The sequence below is a fragment of the Wenyingzhuangia sp. IMCC45533 genome (assembly GCF_054111225.1).
Map to the genome: position 1 here is coordinate 2466428 of NZ_CM134197.1, position 14938 is coordinate 2481365.

At 33.4% G+C, this 14938-nt stretch carries 10 protein-coding genes and 2 tRNA genes; 4 read left to right on the plus strand and 8 right to left on the minus strand.

Annotated elements, in window-relative coordinates; translation table 11 throughout:
• Positions 1–5 precede the first annotated feature (5 nt).
• The 5 genes from ACXGQW_RS10975 to ACXGQW_RS10995 form a co-directional block, all read right to left on the minus strand.
• On the minus strand, positions 6–587 hold the full coding sequence (locus tag ACXGQW_RS10975) for a Crp/Fnr family transcriptional regulator (RefSeq protein WP_457822838.1): 582 nt from the start codon (positions 585–587) through the stop codon (positions 6–8).
• Between the two features lie 111 nt (positions 588–698).
• Positions 699–1949 carry a glutamate-5-semialdehyde dehydrogenase gene (locus ACXGQW_RS10980; protein WP_457822840.1) on the minus strand — a complete coding sequence of 417 codons (1251 nt, stop codon included), beginning with the start codon at positions 1947–1949 and terminating at the stop codon, positions 699–701.
• Between the two features lie 2 nt (positions 1950–1951).
• On the minus strand, positions 1952–3025 hold the full coding sequence (gene proB, locus ACXGQW_RS10985; RefSeq protein WP_457822842.1) for a glutamate 5-kinase: 1074 nt from the start codon (positions 3023–3025) through the stop codon (positions 1952–1954).
• Positions 3026–3167: 142 nt separating this feature from the next.
• Positions 3168–4361, minus strand: a complete 1194-nt coding sequence (locus ACXGQW_RS10990; protein WP_457822844.1) for a DUF1501 domain-containing protein — start codon at positions 4359–4361, stop codon at positions 3168–3170.
• 12 nt (positions 4362–4373) lie between these two features.
• Complete coding sequence (locus ACXGQW_RS10995) at positions 4374–5741, minus strand: DUF1800 domain-containing protein (protein ID WP_457822846.1); 1368 nt, start codon at positions 5739–5741, stop codon at positions 4374–4376.
• Positions 5742–6005: 264 nt separating this feature from the next.
• Here ACXGQW_RS10995 and ACXGQW_RS11000 point away from each other — a divergent pair.
• Both ACXGQW_RS11000 and ACXGQW_RS11005 read left to right on the plus strand, forming a co-directional pair.
• A tRNA-Met gene (locus tag ACXGQW_RS11000) sits at positions 6006–6078 on the plus strand.
• A 455-nt stretch (positions 6079–6533) separates the two neighbouring features.
• Positions 6534–6606, plus strand: a tRNA-Met gene (locus ACXGQW_RS11005).
• A gap of 414 nt (positions 6607–7020) precedes the next feature.
• Here the strand turns inward: ACXGQW_RS11005 and ACXGQW_RS11010 are convergent.
• Genes ACXGQW_RS11010 through ACXGQW_RS11020 form a run of 3 tightly spaced genes read right to left on the minus strand, consistent with a single transcriptional unit; the run spans position 7021 to position 11252 of the window.
• Complete coding sequence (locus ACXGQW_RS11010) at positions 7021–9690, minus strand: carboxypeptidase-like regulatory domain-containing protein (protein ID WP_457822848.1); 2670 nt, start codon at positions 9688–9690, stop codon at positions 7021–7023.
• A gap of 50 nt (positions 9691–9740) precedes the next feature.
• Positions 9741–10712 (minus strand): BT_3928 family protein, encoded by a 972-nt coding sequence (locus tag ACXGQW_RS11015; protein WP_457822850.1) that lies wholly within the window; start codon positions 10710–10712, stop codon positions 9741–9743.
• A 3-nt stretch (positions 10713–10715) separates the two neighbouring features.
• Positions 10716–11252, minus strand: coding sequence for a DUF1599 domain-containing protein (locus ACXGQW_RS11020; RefSeq protein WP_457822852.1), 537 nt, complete (start codon positions 11250–11252; stop codon positions 10716–10718).
• A gap of 92 nt (positions 11253–11344) precedes the next feature.
• Between ACXGQW_RS11020 and folP the strand changes: the two genes are divergently transcribed.
• Positions 11345–12184: a dihydropteroate synthase gene (gene folP / locus ACXGQW_RS11025; protein ID WP_457822854.1), complete on the plus strand. Its 840-nt coding sequence runs from the start codon at positions 11345–11347 to the stop codon at positions 12182–12184.
• 347 nt (positions 12185–12531) lie between these two features.
• Positions 12532–14871 carry an ATP-dependent helicase gene (locus tag ACXGQW_RS11030; protein WP_457822856.1) on the plus strand — a complete coding sequence of 780 codons (2340 nt, stop codon included), beginning with the start codon at positions 12532–12534 and terminating at the stop codon, positions 14869–14871.
• Positions 14872–14938: the final 67 nt, after the last annotated feature.

The following is a 14938-nucleotide window of genomic DNA, read 5'->3' on the forward strand; positions in this document are numbered from 1 at the left end:
AAGATTTAGTTTTTCAGGGTCATCTGTTTTCTAATTCTACTTAAAGATTCGGGTTTAATGTTTAAGTACGCTGCTATGTGGAATAATGGTATTCTTTTATCAACATACGGATGATTGCGCAAAAGTAATTCGTAATTTTCTTGTGCGCTTAAACTTCTTTTCTGTTTTTCTTTTTTTGCTATTGAATATTTTTCAGCAGCAGATATTTCATGCAATATTTTTGTGGTAACTGGACACTCTTCCATAAGAATGTCGCAGTCGGATTTGGTAAAAACCAATAATTGAGATTCTTCTATAGCTTGGGCACTGCACAGCGCTGGTTTTTCATGAAGCAACTCGTACAAATCAACCATCCACCAATCTCTATGGGTAAATCGTCTAATATAGTCTGTGCTTTTTGCATCTGTGTAGTATTCTCTTAACAGACCAGATAATACGTATGCTCCGTGCTTAGGAATTTTACCTTCTTGATATAAAAACTCACCTTTTTTTAGGGTAATTGGTTTAACTAGCCTGCCTAATATTTCAGTTTCTTTAAAGGGAATGTTTTGTGTTTTAGATAAAAACTCTATAATTCTTTGAGGCATTGTATTGTTGTTTTTATGTTATATAAACAAACCTTTAATTACTAGATAGTTAGGGATAAGAGGCAAAGATAATAATTTTTATGAGACTTTATTTACAATAATAAACAAATGTTAACTTCTAGTCTGTCCATTTCCCCTGATTACCCATTTGTAAGATGTAATCTCATCTAGGGCCATAGGTCCTCTGGCGTGTAACTTCTGTGTGCTGATTCCTATTTCTGCTCCTAGTCCAAATTGAGCCCCATCTGTATAAGCTGTAGATGCGTTGGCATAGACTGCAGCTGCATCTACATTGTTTAAGTATTTTTCGATAGTCTGAGGATTTTCAGAAATGATAGCCTCACTATGTTTAGAGCTATACTTTGCAATATGATCCAAAGCGCTATTTAAATTTTTTACAGTTTTAATAGCCATTTTATTGGCTAAAAACTCTGTTCCAAAGTGAGAATCATCTGCCTTGTTTAAAAGTTCTTGTGGATAATCAGATAGTTGTGCATAAGAATCCTCATCAGCATAAATGATAGTTCCTTTGCCAGCCAATCCGCTAGTTAGAAGATTTAGATTGCTGAGTTGAGAATCGTGAATGAGCAAGCAGTCCAAAGCATTACAAACACTAACGCGTCTTGTTTTGGCATTGGCAATAATTGCAGTTCCTTTTTTAACGTCTCCGTCTTTGTCAAAATAAGTATGTACAATACCTGCACCAGTTTCTATTACAGGAACTTTTGCATTTTCTCTTACATAGTTAATCAATCCTTGACTACCTCGAGGTATAATAATGTCTACATAGTCTACAGCATTTAACATTTCTGTGGTTGCACTTCTATCTGCAGGTAATAGAGTTACAACATCAGTATTCACATTATTGCTATTTAGTACTTCTTTAATAATGTTTACGATTGCGATGTTAGAAAATTCTGCATCGGAACCTCCCTTTAAGATACAGGCATTTTTTGTTTTGAAGCATAGAGAAAATACATCGAAAGATACATTAGGTCTCGCTTCGTAGATTACACCAATGACTCCTATTGGAACTCTTATTTTTGAAATATTTAACTCATTATCAAGAATTTTTTGATCGATAATTTTCCCAACAGGACTTTCTAATTTAGAAACATTTTTGATGTCGTTGGCAATAGCCTCTATTCTTTCAGCATTCAAAAGAAGCCTGTCGTATTTAGGATCGTTTATATCCATACGATCTAAATCTTTCTGGTTGGCTTCTAAAATAGCAGTTGTACAAGCTATAGCTTTTTCTGCAATTTCAATTAATATTTTATCAATTAACTCGTTAGATAATTCTATCAAAGTTCTACTAGCATTTCTGGAATTCTGAAATGTTTGTTCTAATTTAAAGTTCATTTTTACTTTATTGTTAAGTAATTATAGTGCACTAAAGCAGGTTGCTGCTGCTGTTTAATATAATTTTTGGCTTTCTCTGCACTGTAAGAGGCCTTTCCGTATCCAATCTCTTTACCCTCTAAGGTAGAAATGGTAATGATATCTCCTTTTTTAAAATCTCCTTCTATTTTTTCTACCCCAATGGGAAGCAAACTGTTTGCTTGGTTATTTAATAGCGCATCATATGCTCCTTTGTTTATAGTTACGGTTCCTTTGGAAAAAGTACCGGAATTGGTAATCCATTTTTTGATGGCTGATTTGTTTTTATCAAAATGAGCCCTAAATAAGGTACCTGTTTCTCGGTGCAACAATTTAGAAATAATATTTTTCGTAGTACCGTTTCCTATAGAAACATTTACACCTAATGCAGCTATTTTTACAGCAGTATTTACTTTAGTTAACATACCACCTCTTCCAAACTCCGATTTTTCTTCACTAATGGCGGTTTCTAAATCAATCTCCTCATTATCAAAATCTCTAATTAATTTAGCATCAGGGTTACTAGGATGGTCGGTGTATATACCGTCTACATTACTTAAAATAAGCAATTCATCGGCTTGTATCATACTAGCAACCAGTCCAGATAGTTCGTCATTATCGGTAAACATAAGTTCTGTGACGGACACTACATCATTTTCATTAATAATAGGAGTGATATTGCATTTTAACAAAGCCTCAATGCAGTTGGTCATATTTAGATAATGTTCTCTTGTACTAAAAGATTCTTTGGTGATTAGTACTTGAGAACAGACCAAGCTATAATTTGCAAAAAAGCTGTTGTACAAGTTCATTAGAGCTATTTGTCCGATAGAGGCTAAGACTTGTCTTTTGCTAACAGCATCTAAATTAGTAGGCAACTTTGCTTGAGATCTACCCGCTGCAACTGCACCAGAGGAAACAAGAATTACTCGATGACCTTCTTTTTTTAACGAGGCTATTTGCGCAACAATATGCTCAATTCTTTTTTTATTTGGAGCACCATCTGAAAGCGTAAGTACATTAGATCCTATTTTTATTAATATCTTTTTAGATGACATGATGTTAGCCGTTAGTATATCTATATGCTAGATGCAAATTCAACACTGTAAAAGTCGTTATTTTTTAAAGACTTCACAAGTGGTAAACGTCAATGTAATTTTGAGAGAGTCGGATTACTTTTTTAAAGTTAAAACAAAATTTTTAGACAAAATTTAAAGTATCAAATGATTTTCCTATCACTTTTTTAGGATCCGCATCTAGCCAGTTTTTTAAAATGGTAGCATACACTTGTCTAAAATCTATTTCGTATTTAATATCTCCGTTTTTATCAAGATTGCTAAGGTTGGGTGTGTTGTTATACATCCCCGGTTTGTTTAAATTTTCCGTAAGTAAAAATAGATTATTGGCCGCTCCATGGTCCGTACCATTACCTGCGTTTTCTTCTACTCTTCTACCAAATTCCGAAAACACCATAATCAACGTGTCTTTAAAAGTATTATGGGTTTTTAAATCATTGATAAAAGTTTCTATTTCTCCAGAAAAGACAGACATCAGTTTTTTGTGTCTGTTTTTTTGATTTACGTGTGTGTCATATCCGCCCATAGATACATAATATACGCTAGTTTCCAAATGGGAGTTGATATAAGTAGCTGTGGTTTCTAGTTGTTTACCAAAAGCATTTTTACCGTAATTACCTTTGGTTTTATAGGTTTTAGATTTTTCAAAGATATAAGAGGCAGAAGACTGAGCTTGAATCATTTGTTTATACAAATATCCAAGATTTTCTTCGCTCAAATGTTCTTCTAAGTGATGTTTATGAAGCACCTTATTAAAAAAGGGATCTTTTGTGTTTCTGTGTAATGATTTGGGATTACTTGCAGATATACCACTTTTATTAGCTCCCTTTAATGCCAAAGAAAGTTTATTGTCAACATCAATAGCCATATGGGATTTTAAGTTGTACTCATCAATATAGTTTCCAAGCCATCCCGTAGACTTGTATTCATCTGCATCAGATGCTGTTTGCCAAATATCTGCCGACCTAAAGTGCGATCTTACAGGGTTTGGATATCCTACGTTGTTAACGATGCTCAAATACCCTTTGTCATACAAGTTTTTAAGGGGAGACATATACTCAGGAAGTCCTAACTCATTGTCTAATTTTAAAATATCCTTTTTAGGAATAGAGATATTGGGTCTCTTGCTGTAATACAAGTCATTGTGGTAGGGAATAACTGTATTTAATCCATCATTTCCTCCAGATAGTTGAATAACAACTAGTTTTTTATGACCCAATAAGTTTTTGGGGATTCTTTCGAAAGCTTTTACAAAACTTGGCACAAAAAACATTCCACTTGCTAACGAACTATTAATTAAAAAATCTCTTCTTTTCATGATATTCAGGTTTTAGCACATTTGAAATTCTGGTAACGACATTAAGGCGATACAAAAATCTTTTGTAGAATTGTTATTAAGCGAATTGATTATTGATTGGGTATGCGAGTCTATTTTGTAGCCAATCAAACAGTGTTGCAAATCGGTATGTTTTTCTCCTTCTATATTTTTATCAAAAGAACTCCAATCCACATTTGTAAATACAACCTGAGATCTGTTATTTTTTCTTTTATTGATGGTCTCAAAATCATCTTCAAAAGTACTTTCTCGCTCGTATTCTATTTCCTTTTGTTGAGCTATACTTGAGGCTAGTTTGAGTCTTATCATGATGGTGTTAGCGTCAATCCACTGTTTGTTTCCTGGCCAACCCGCAACATTTGGTGGATGCAAAAGTTTCTGACCCAAATTGGATTGCAAATAGCTAAAGAAATTAATTTTTTTAAATTCAAAAGGAATCACCTTGTGTATACTAGCCAGTAACTCTGCTGGAGATTTAATTTTTACACCTATATTTTTTTCATCATAAAACCAATCTGCCTTTAAAGTGTACTCCATCAACTCTTGTATAGAGTAGTTTTTTCTGAACACTTTAGCCATTTTTAATACGTGTTCCTTATTAACGTTGAGATTTACGAATTCTTTGTAAATTTTTTGAGAAATAAACATTGCACATTCAGGCTTTTCTAATAGGATATCAATAATATCTTCTCCATTAAAATTACCCGTTTTGCCCATAAAAGTTTTACTACCAAAATCATGGTGTTTTTTTCTAAAAACAAACCCTGCATCGTTAGCTCCCCATCCAGTAAAAGCTCTTGCAGATTCTTTAATATCAATTTCAGTATAATTACCTACTCCCAAAGTAAATAACTCCATCAACTCTCTGGCATAATTTTCATTAGGGTGCTTTTTTTTATTTTGCTGATTGTTTAGGTATCTTATCATCATTGGGTTTTTGGAGATTTCTAAAACAAAAGTTTTAAAATTTCCTAAAGCATTTTTCTCAATAACTTTAATATAGTCTAGAGTTTGTTCAATGGAGTTACTAGCACACACAAAATGATTGGTCCAAAACAACTTCATTTTCTCGTGCAGAGTAGCTTCAGAGTGGTATAGATTTTTATACCAATTTTGATTGAGTTTCAAAATCAGCTTTCTGTTTTCTTTTAGCAAAGCTCTTTTTAGTTCAGGTGATTTTTCTTGTTTCTTTAATAAAATCAAACTCTTAATGTTTACAGAAAGGGGAGTGTAGCCTGCAGCTTTTTTAAAAAACAAATTCACGTTGGTATCTAAAGCATTTTTTTCTAAATGCTTAACTTCTCTAGGTAAAATACCAAATCCTACTCTATTATATAAATGAATAATATGATTGCTTTTCATGAGTAATAGTATAAGTTATAGATAAGACTTTCTTTTTTATTTAAAGTTTAATGTATTGTTGTAATCATTATTAATTACTTTAAATTATGTGTTTTTTTTGTTTAATGTTTTAATATTTTGGTCTTTTACTAAAGATATATTAATTCAGGTGTTTTTGTAATAGGTTGTTTCTTAGTTTATTAATAAAAGAGATTTTTGATATCGAAAAAATATATGATTTAAGCTTGTGAGAACTCTTATTTAATTCTAAATTTGCACCCATATCGCGGGATAGAGCAGTAGGTAGCTCGTCGGGCTCATAACCCGAAGGTCACTGGTTCGAGTCCAGTTCCCGCTACTAAATATAAAAGTCTTTCAGTAATCTGAAAGACTTTTTTTTGTGAGTAAAACTACATAGAAGAGTCTAGTTTCACAGAGTTAGTGTCAATTAATGTCTTAAAATAGTATTAGTCAATTCATTCGAAAGTATTAACACCTATGTTTCAGTAATAACTTATCGGTATCAAGTGTAAAGCAGTGTGATTTTCAACTGAAGATAACTAAAGAGTTTTAATAAAGGGTTAACAATTTTTTTGCTAACGACTAGGATGAATGGATTTGTGGGACACATCTAGTGGTCTATTGCTTTTCTGTGAATAAAACGCTAACGTATGTATGTTGTGAATTATCTACTGGCTTTTGATGTTATAGTTTACGAGTTGGCTTCGTTGTTAAGATATTTATTTATTAAAAATAATTTTTGAAATTTTTGTTGTGAGAACTACGTATATGTAGTATATTTGCAATCCATATCGCGGGATAGAGCAGTAGGTAGCTCGTCGGGCTCATAACCCGAAGGTCACTGGTTCGAGTCCAGTTCCCGCTACTAGTAAAACCACTTATTTATATAAGTGGTTTTTTTGTTTTTAAAGCAATGGCTTTTCTCATTTCAGAATTCTTAATAGCTTAATAATAACGTGAGTTCTGCGTCATGTTATTCAGTTTTTTTAAAATAGCTGCTTAGGATAGTTGTATTGAGAAGTTCATTTTTAGTGATAGGGAATTTTGCATTCTCTTTAAAATTATAATAGCGCTTTTTTACATTGAATTTGTATTGACTATGAATAAGTTAGCCAAAATTTTAGAGCGTATTTGCATTAGGGATAGTAGCGGCATCCTTTTACTGATGGTTTGAGTGGATTTTTGGAGTGAAACGTAATAAATCTGTATCGAAAACAAGTAAAAGATATAGCGAATAGCCCGACTCCCAAAGTAGTTTGGGAGGAATGCCCGCGTAACTTTAATTTTTAAAAATATATTTAAAACTCAGCATTGCGTATTGTTGAAGTACGTCATAGGTAAAGGTTGAGTTTCTACTTTCTGTTAGCGTTCTTGTTACGTTATTGTATTGATTGAGGATGTTAAAAACAGTTAATTTTATTTTGGCTTTATTGGGAATGATACTGTAGTTGGCAGTTATGTTCCAAACCAACGCTTGTCGTCCAGAACCCTTATCAAACTTAGGATTTAAGATGTATTGTAATTGGTTGTAGAGGGTAATTTTTTTTGGAGCAAAAGTAGTAACATTCAAACCTAAAATATGCTGAATGTTGGACTGATCTTGTATAGAATTGGTGCTGTATTGGGTGTTGTCCGAAAATAATCTATAATAGGGGTTGATTTCAAACAAATCGTTATAATTAAACTCGCTGTATAGAGACGGAGAAAATCTTTGATAGGTACTTTTAAAACTTTCGTTATTAATAAAGTGAGCATCCTCACCAATGGAGGCAAACCATTTAAGTCTTAGGTTGTAAAAGAAAGGGGTTCTTTTATAATCTTTGGATACGTTTCCATTGATAATATATCTGTGATTATTACTATTATTAATATAAGTTCTTGTGATCACCAAATCGTCATCAATGGTACTTTTGTCTATAATTTTATCTTGTACGGTACTGTAACTAAATCTGTTAAAAAAATGAATTTTACTTTTCTTACCGTAATATCTTAGGTTTAAACTCAGTAAATGTTCGAGTTCTCTCTTTAGGTTTTCGTTACCGGTAGTAATTCTTGTGGGGTTAGAATTGTCTGTAATGTTTAGCAATTCGTTATTTCTAGGAATGATGCTTTTGGTTTTGTAATTACCATTTAAAATGAATCCTTTTTTGGTTTTATACCTAAGTTTTGAGAAAATAAGTAGGTCTTTAAATTCTCTAGTTAAACTCAAATCTCTATCTAATTCTTGGTTGCTTAATTGCGTTGTTAAGTGGCTGAATTTGGCGGTGAAAAACAATTCTCCTTTTTTATAAACGTAGGATAATTTATGCTCTTGCTTGTCGATCTCAATTTTTTGTCTGAAGCTAAGTTGATTATTAACTTCGGTTGTGTTCAAATCATCATCAATGTCTACGGCATCTCTGTTATCCTCTTTGTTTTCGCTACGTTTTATAAATTCGTATTCAATCACCTGATTTTCTTTAAAACGTTGTCCATACTTTATGCTACCGCTTATTTGTGCGTTGTCTCCTTCTTGATGGGTTAGTTGATTTCTAAACACAGTAGCTTTACCCGAGGTAAAATTGGTTTCTCCTCTGTTTCTAGATTGATTTTTAGAGGTGTTATTGTTGGCAAACAATCTAAGATTTATATAAGAATTTAATGGCTTTAGGTTATAAAGACCACTCAGCGTGGCATTTAATGCTTGATAATTTTGTTGTTGATTTAATTGAGATGTGTTGGTATTAATTAAGTTATTAGAGGTGTCGCTAGTTTCTCGGTTATTATTCCTGTTAAATTCTCTATCTTTTTTAAAGAATCTGGCATTGGCAATAACTCTAAAATTTTCCGTGATGGAATTGATTGCTTTTACGTTACCTCTGTGTATACTTTGCTCGTTGCTTTGTTGAGAAACTTCTTGACTTAGGTTGTTTCTACCTGGTTGTAAATTGATGCTGTTTACATTGAAACCTTTATTTTCTTCGATGTCAGAATATAGGTAGTCAAAATTTATTTTGCTTCCATTTTTGAACTTATCAGAATAATTGGCACCTAAATTACTTTCAGTTTTAATGGCTTTTAACCTGTCCAAAGTATTGCTGCCCTCTTCGTCGTCGTAACTAAAATTGTTTTTGTTTACATTATTGCTAAAAGCCAACACGGTTAGTAGCGATTTTTTATAAACTCTGTTAATAACTCCGTTAGTCTCATATCGGTTATTAGTTCCATAGCCTGCTGTAGCATTTCCAAAAATATTTCCAAATTCTTTTTTCTTAAGTGTGATGTTGATAGTCTTGGCATCCTCACTATTTAAACTACCAGTAAAGTTTTCTTCGTCAGTTCGAGTATCTGTAATTTGTATTTTATCAATCACATCTTTTGATAAAATTTTCATGGCTACCTTGGGATTGTCCGTAAAAAAAGGTTCTCCATTTACTAAAATTTTAGTAACGTCCACACCATTCACTTGTATGCTTCCATTTTCGTTGTCAATGGAAACTCCAGGCAGTTTTTTTAGCAAATCTTCTGCGACTGCATCTTCTTTAGTTTTAAAAGAAGATGCATTAAACTGTGTAGTGTCTTTTTTAATGAGTACAGGTGGAGTAGCTGTAATTACTATCTCTTCTAGACTTTCAGTAGAGGGATGTAGTAGTATTTGACCTACACTTTGGTGATTGTTTAAAGTCAGCGTTTTTTTGTAAGTCGTAAAGCCAATATAAGTAACTACGAGAGATATATTGGTCTCATTATTCGTATTGGCTTCTAAAGTAAATTTTCCTTTTTCATCAGAAAATCCGTAACCCAATAATCTGTTATTGGTGGTAGACTCAATTTGTACAGTAGCAAATTCTACAGGAGTTTTAGTAACTTCATCTAAAATAATTCCATCTACCTCAATTTCTTGAGCCTCACTTATAAAGCAACTAAAAAATATTAGTAGGATGAAACATTGCTTATGTAGGATAGTCATAATTATTTTAATTTTCAGAACTATGACCTGTTTTTTTGGTAAAAGTTTAATTAAAAATTAAAATTATTAGATTTTTTCCAATGAAATTTATCAATTACTGTAGCATTGTTAAGAATAAGTATTCCAGGATTTGCTCTCATCATTGTTTTTAGAGTAGTACCATCACAAAACAAAATATCAAAAGGTAATTGGTATTTCTTTGTTGTTTGTTCAACCTCCTGTGATCCGGCACTAGATAAAGCGTACACCACATAATTACTTTCTTGAGCTGTTCTTGCGAAATTTATGATTGTTTGCCAAGAGTTAGGTTCAGTATGCTCTAATTGATTCATTACAATGAGCACAACCTTTGGAGCGTTAAGTATACTTTCTGTTAAATCTTCTGTATCAGATTCCAAATAGAAATCATGTACGGGAGGAATTTTACCATCTTCTTTATATTGCATTCCTTCTCTAATATTTTTTCCGATTGCGTAAGGTCTAAAATCAATTAACGGTAGGTAAGTTAATGCATGATAGGTAACATAGAGGGAGGAAAAAAGAGAAATGAATAAGATCCATTGGCTCAAACTTTTTCTAAAAACAGGTCTGATGTATCTTTGGTTCTTTATCATCCAGACGATAAGAAAAATAAAAATAATGTTTTTATAAAATGTTTCCCAAGGGGTCAGTTTAACGGCATCACCAAAACATCCGCAATCGGTTACTTTATCAAAAATAGCGGAGTAACCTGTTAAAAATAAAAATAGAGAAGTGATAGTGAGTAGACTCCAAAGGGTTAGCTTTTTTTTGTAGCCAATAAGCAGGGTTATTCCTAATAACAGTTCTACGATAATCAATAAAATAGCAAACGGAAGAGAAAAAGGAATCAAGAATTCTATATTGAGAACATCCGAACCAAAATACTCTTCAAACTTATAAGCAGACCCTAAGGGGTCTACTAATTTTACGAATCCAGAAAAGATGAACAAAACTCCTGTAAAAATTCGGCAAATAAAAGTAATAAATTTTGGAAACGTCATTGCTTAAAGTGTTAAGTGAATCATTGCAAAAACGGAATAGTTAATCATATCCTGATAGTTGGCATCGATTCCTTCGGATACCAAGGTTTTCCCTTTGTTATCTTCTATTTGCTTTACTCTTAATAGTTTTTGCAAAATCAAATCGGTTAAAGAACTTACCCTCATATCTCTCCATGCTTCTCCGTAGTCATGGTTTTTATTTAGCATTAATTCTTTGGTGGTGTGTATGTGTTTTTTGTAAAGTTCAACCGCTTGTTGTGTATTTAAATCTGGCTGGTCTGCAACTCCTTTTTCTATTTGTATCAATGCCATAATGCAGTAGTTTATAATTCCGATAAACTCTGACACTTCTCCTTCATCCACTTTACGCACTTCGTTTTCTTGCAGTTGTCTAATACGTTGCGCTTTGATAAAAATTTGGTCAGTTAAGCTAGGCAGTCTCAAAATTCTCCAAGCACTCCCGTAATCGCTCATCTTCTTAGAAAATAAACTCTGACACTCGTTAATAATTTTATCGTATTGTTCTGCTGTATTAGGCATAAATTGGGTGTTTTTTCTGTAATTTCGATATCGGTAACGAATTTAATAAAGAAATATCATTTTTTGTCTATCCATAAAATAAAAGTAGTTGAATGCAAACATCTATCAATTGTAAAGGAAAATTAATTGACTTGTCTACACCTAAAGTGATGGGCGTTTTAAACATTACTCCCGATTCTTTTTTTGATGGAGGAATGTATAAAGATGAGCCATCCATATTAGCTCAAGTGAGTAAAATGTTGGCTGATGGTGCTACATTTATAGATGTTGGAGCTTATTCTTCTAGGCCAGGAGCATTGCACGTTACAGAAGAAGAAGAGCTGAGTAGAATTTTGCCTGTTATTGATTTGTTGATATCTAATTTTTCCGAAATGATGATTTCGGTAGATACTTTTAGGAGTAATGTTGCCAAAGCTTGTATTGATGCGGGAGCAAGTATGATTAACGACATTTCTGGTGGCGATTTAGATGCAAATATGTTTGAGACGGTGGCTCAGCTCCAAGTACCCTATATTATGATGCATATGCAAGGCACACCGCAAGACATGCAGAATGCTCCTGCCTACAAAAATGTGGTTACGGAGGTGTTTTACGAGCTCTCAAAAAAAGTTGACCGTTTACAAGAGTTACATGTGCATGATGTGATTTTAGATGTAGGTTTTGGCTTCGGAAAAACGGTAGCACATAATTATGAGCTGCTTAAAAATTTAGATTATTTTCAGCAAATGGAATTGCCAGTTTTAACGGGAGTTTCTAGAAAATCTATGTTGTATAAGCCTTTAAACATTACTCCCGATGAAGCCTTAAATGCAACGACTGTTGCAAATACAATTGCGTTGCAAAAAGGAACTCAAATTTTAAGGGTTCACGATGTTAAACAAGCCGTTGAGGTAGTAAAAATTATAGATTTACTAAAAAACGAACCATCTTGAATAACTTAATAATAGCGTTGAGTGTAGCATTAAAAACTATGCTTTGATGCAAAGGAGGTTTTTAGATGATGTAACCTACCCAATTACTTTGCATAGTGGCGTGTTAAAATAGTTAAGAGCATCACTTTATATGTTTTTTTGTGTTAGTGATTGAGTGGTGTGTCTGAGCTCTTTTTTTGGTATTCTCGACACCGTTTCAATACTAAAAAAAAGCGAGTAACGAAAGCACGACCCGTTAGGGAAACACCCCAATTACATTGTTTATAATTTGAGTTTAATTATTTTTTAGAAAGAAATAGGACTCAATACTTTTTCTTATTTTTAACCTACTTAAAAAGCAAAGCCAAGTGTCAGATTATTTAGAAGGATTAAACCCGCCACAACGTGCAGCCGTTGAGCAAATGGAAGGGCCTATGATTATTATTGCCGGTGCAGGATCTGGAAAAACAAGAGTTTTAACGTATAGAATAGCCCATTTGTTAAGAAATGGAGTGGATTCTTTTCAAATATTATCGCTAACGTTTACCAACAAAGCGGCCAGAGAAATGAAGGAGCGAATTGCTACTGTAGTAGGGCAAAGCGAAGCTAAAAACTTGTGGATGGGTACGTTTCATTCTGTTTTTGCTAGAATTCTAAGATCAGAAGCAGATAAATTAGGATATCCGTCTAGTTTTACCATTTATGATTCTCAGGACACGGTGCGTTTGATGAATTCCATTATTAAAGAAATGGGATTAAACAAGGAGCAGTACAAGGCAAAATCTATTTTGGGAAGAATTTCTCAGTTTAAGAATAGCTTGATTACGGTAAAAGCATATCAAAATAATCCTGAATTAATTGAGGCAGATACCATTGCCATGCGACCACAAATGGGAGCTATTTACAAACAATATGTAGATAGATGTTTTAAGGCAGGGGCAATGGATTTTGATGATTTGTTGCTAAGAACCAACGAATTGCTTGTGCGTTTTCCAGAGGTGTTGTCAAAATATCAAGATAGATTTAGGTATGTAATGGTAGATGAGTATCAGGATACCAACCATTCGCAGTACTTAATTGTAAGGGCTTTGGCGGATAGGTTTCAGAATATTTGTGTAGTGGGAGATGATTCTCAGTCTATTTACGCGTTCCGTGGAGCCAACATCAATAATATTTTGAACTTTCAGAAAGATTATCCAGAAGTAAAAACTTTTAAACTAGAACAAAATTACAGATCTACAAGTAATATTGTAGAAGCGGCTAATAGCTTGATTGAGAAAAATAAAACACGTCTAGATAAAACGATTTTTACCGCAAATGAGGCTGGTGGAAAAATAAAAATCATGAGAACACTTTCTGATGGGGAAGAAGGACGATGGGTAGCAAATTCTATTTTTGAGAATGCCATGAATCAGCAGCTTACTTACGATAACTTTGCGATTTTGTATAGAACCAACGCGCAGTCTAGAGCAATGGAGGATGCGCTGCGTAAAAAAGGAATTAAGTATAAAATTTACGGAGGTCTTTCTTTTTACCAACGAAAAGAAATAAAAGATTTGTTAGCTTATTTGCGTTTGCTCATAAACTCTAACGATGAAGAGGCCTTAAAAAGAATTATTAATTACCCAGCAAGAGGTATTGGAGCAACGACGATTGATAAGTTAACGGTAGCTGCAAATCATTACAACAAATCTATATTTGATGTAATTCAGGATTTAGAGAATTTGGATATTAAAATTCAGGCAGGAACCAAAACCAAGCTAAATAATTTTGTTACGCTTATAGAGAGTTTACAAATATCTTCTCAGGCTAATAATGCTTTTGAAGTAGCGGATGAGGTGGTGAAAAGAATTGGGTTGATAAAAGATTTACAAGCCGATGGAACTCCAGAAGGGATCAGCAAGGTAGAAAATGTACAGGAATTGCTAAACGGGGTTAAAGATTTTATAGAGGAGCGAAAAGAGGCAGATCAAGACATGAGTTTGACTGCTTTTTTAGAGGATGTTGCTTTGGCCACTACTCAGGATGCCAAAGAGGATGATGAACCTATGGTGTCTTTAATGACCATTCACTTATCCAAAGGTTTGGAATATCCGTATGTATACATTCCTGGAATGGAAGAAACGTTGTTTCCTTCTGCAATGAGCATCAATACCCGTAGTGAATTGGAGGAAGAAAGACGTTTGTTTTATGTGGCTCTAACAAGGGCAGAAAAACAGTGTTATTTGAGTTTTGCGCATACTCGTTATCGATGGGGGAAATTAATTGATTGTGAGCCTAGTAGATTTTTAGAAGAAATTGATGTACAGTTTATAGAGCATTTGGCACCTCAAAGAAATAAAGTGGTGGCAAATAGATTTGTGGATAAAGGTTTGTTTGAAGATGATATTCCTAGAGATAAAATTAGATTTAGAAAACCCGTATCGCGTTCTGTTCGTAACCAAGAAAAACCTACAGAAAAGAAAACACCTTTCAAAGCTCCGCAACATTTAAAGAGGGTTACACCTAAACTGGCTCAAACTTTATCGTCTAACAAATCTACACAACAGCTAGCTACAGGAAATAAAGTAAACCACGCTAAATTTGGGAATGGGGAGGTTTTAAGTGTAGAAGGAACTGGTGTAAATATTAAGGCAGAAGTTAAATTTGAAGGGGTAGGGGTTAAAAAAATACTACTTCAATTCGCCAAGCTAAACATTATAGAATAGTGTGATACTGAAAGTGAATCACTCTTAATTTTGATGTTCCAAAATAGAGATAACATCTGCTGTTTTG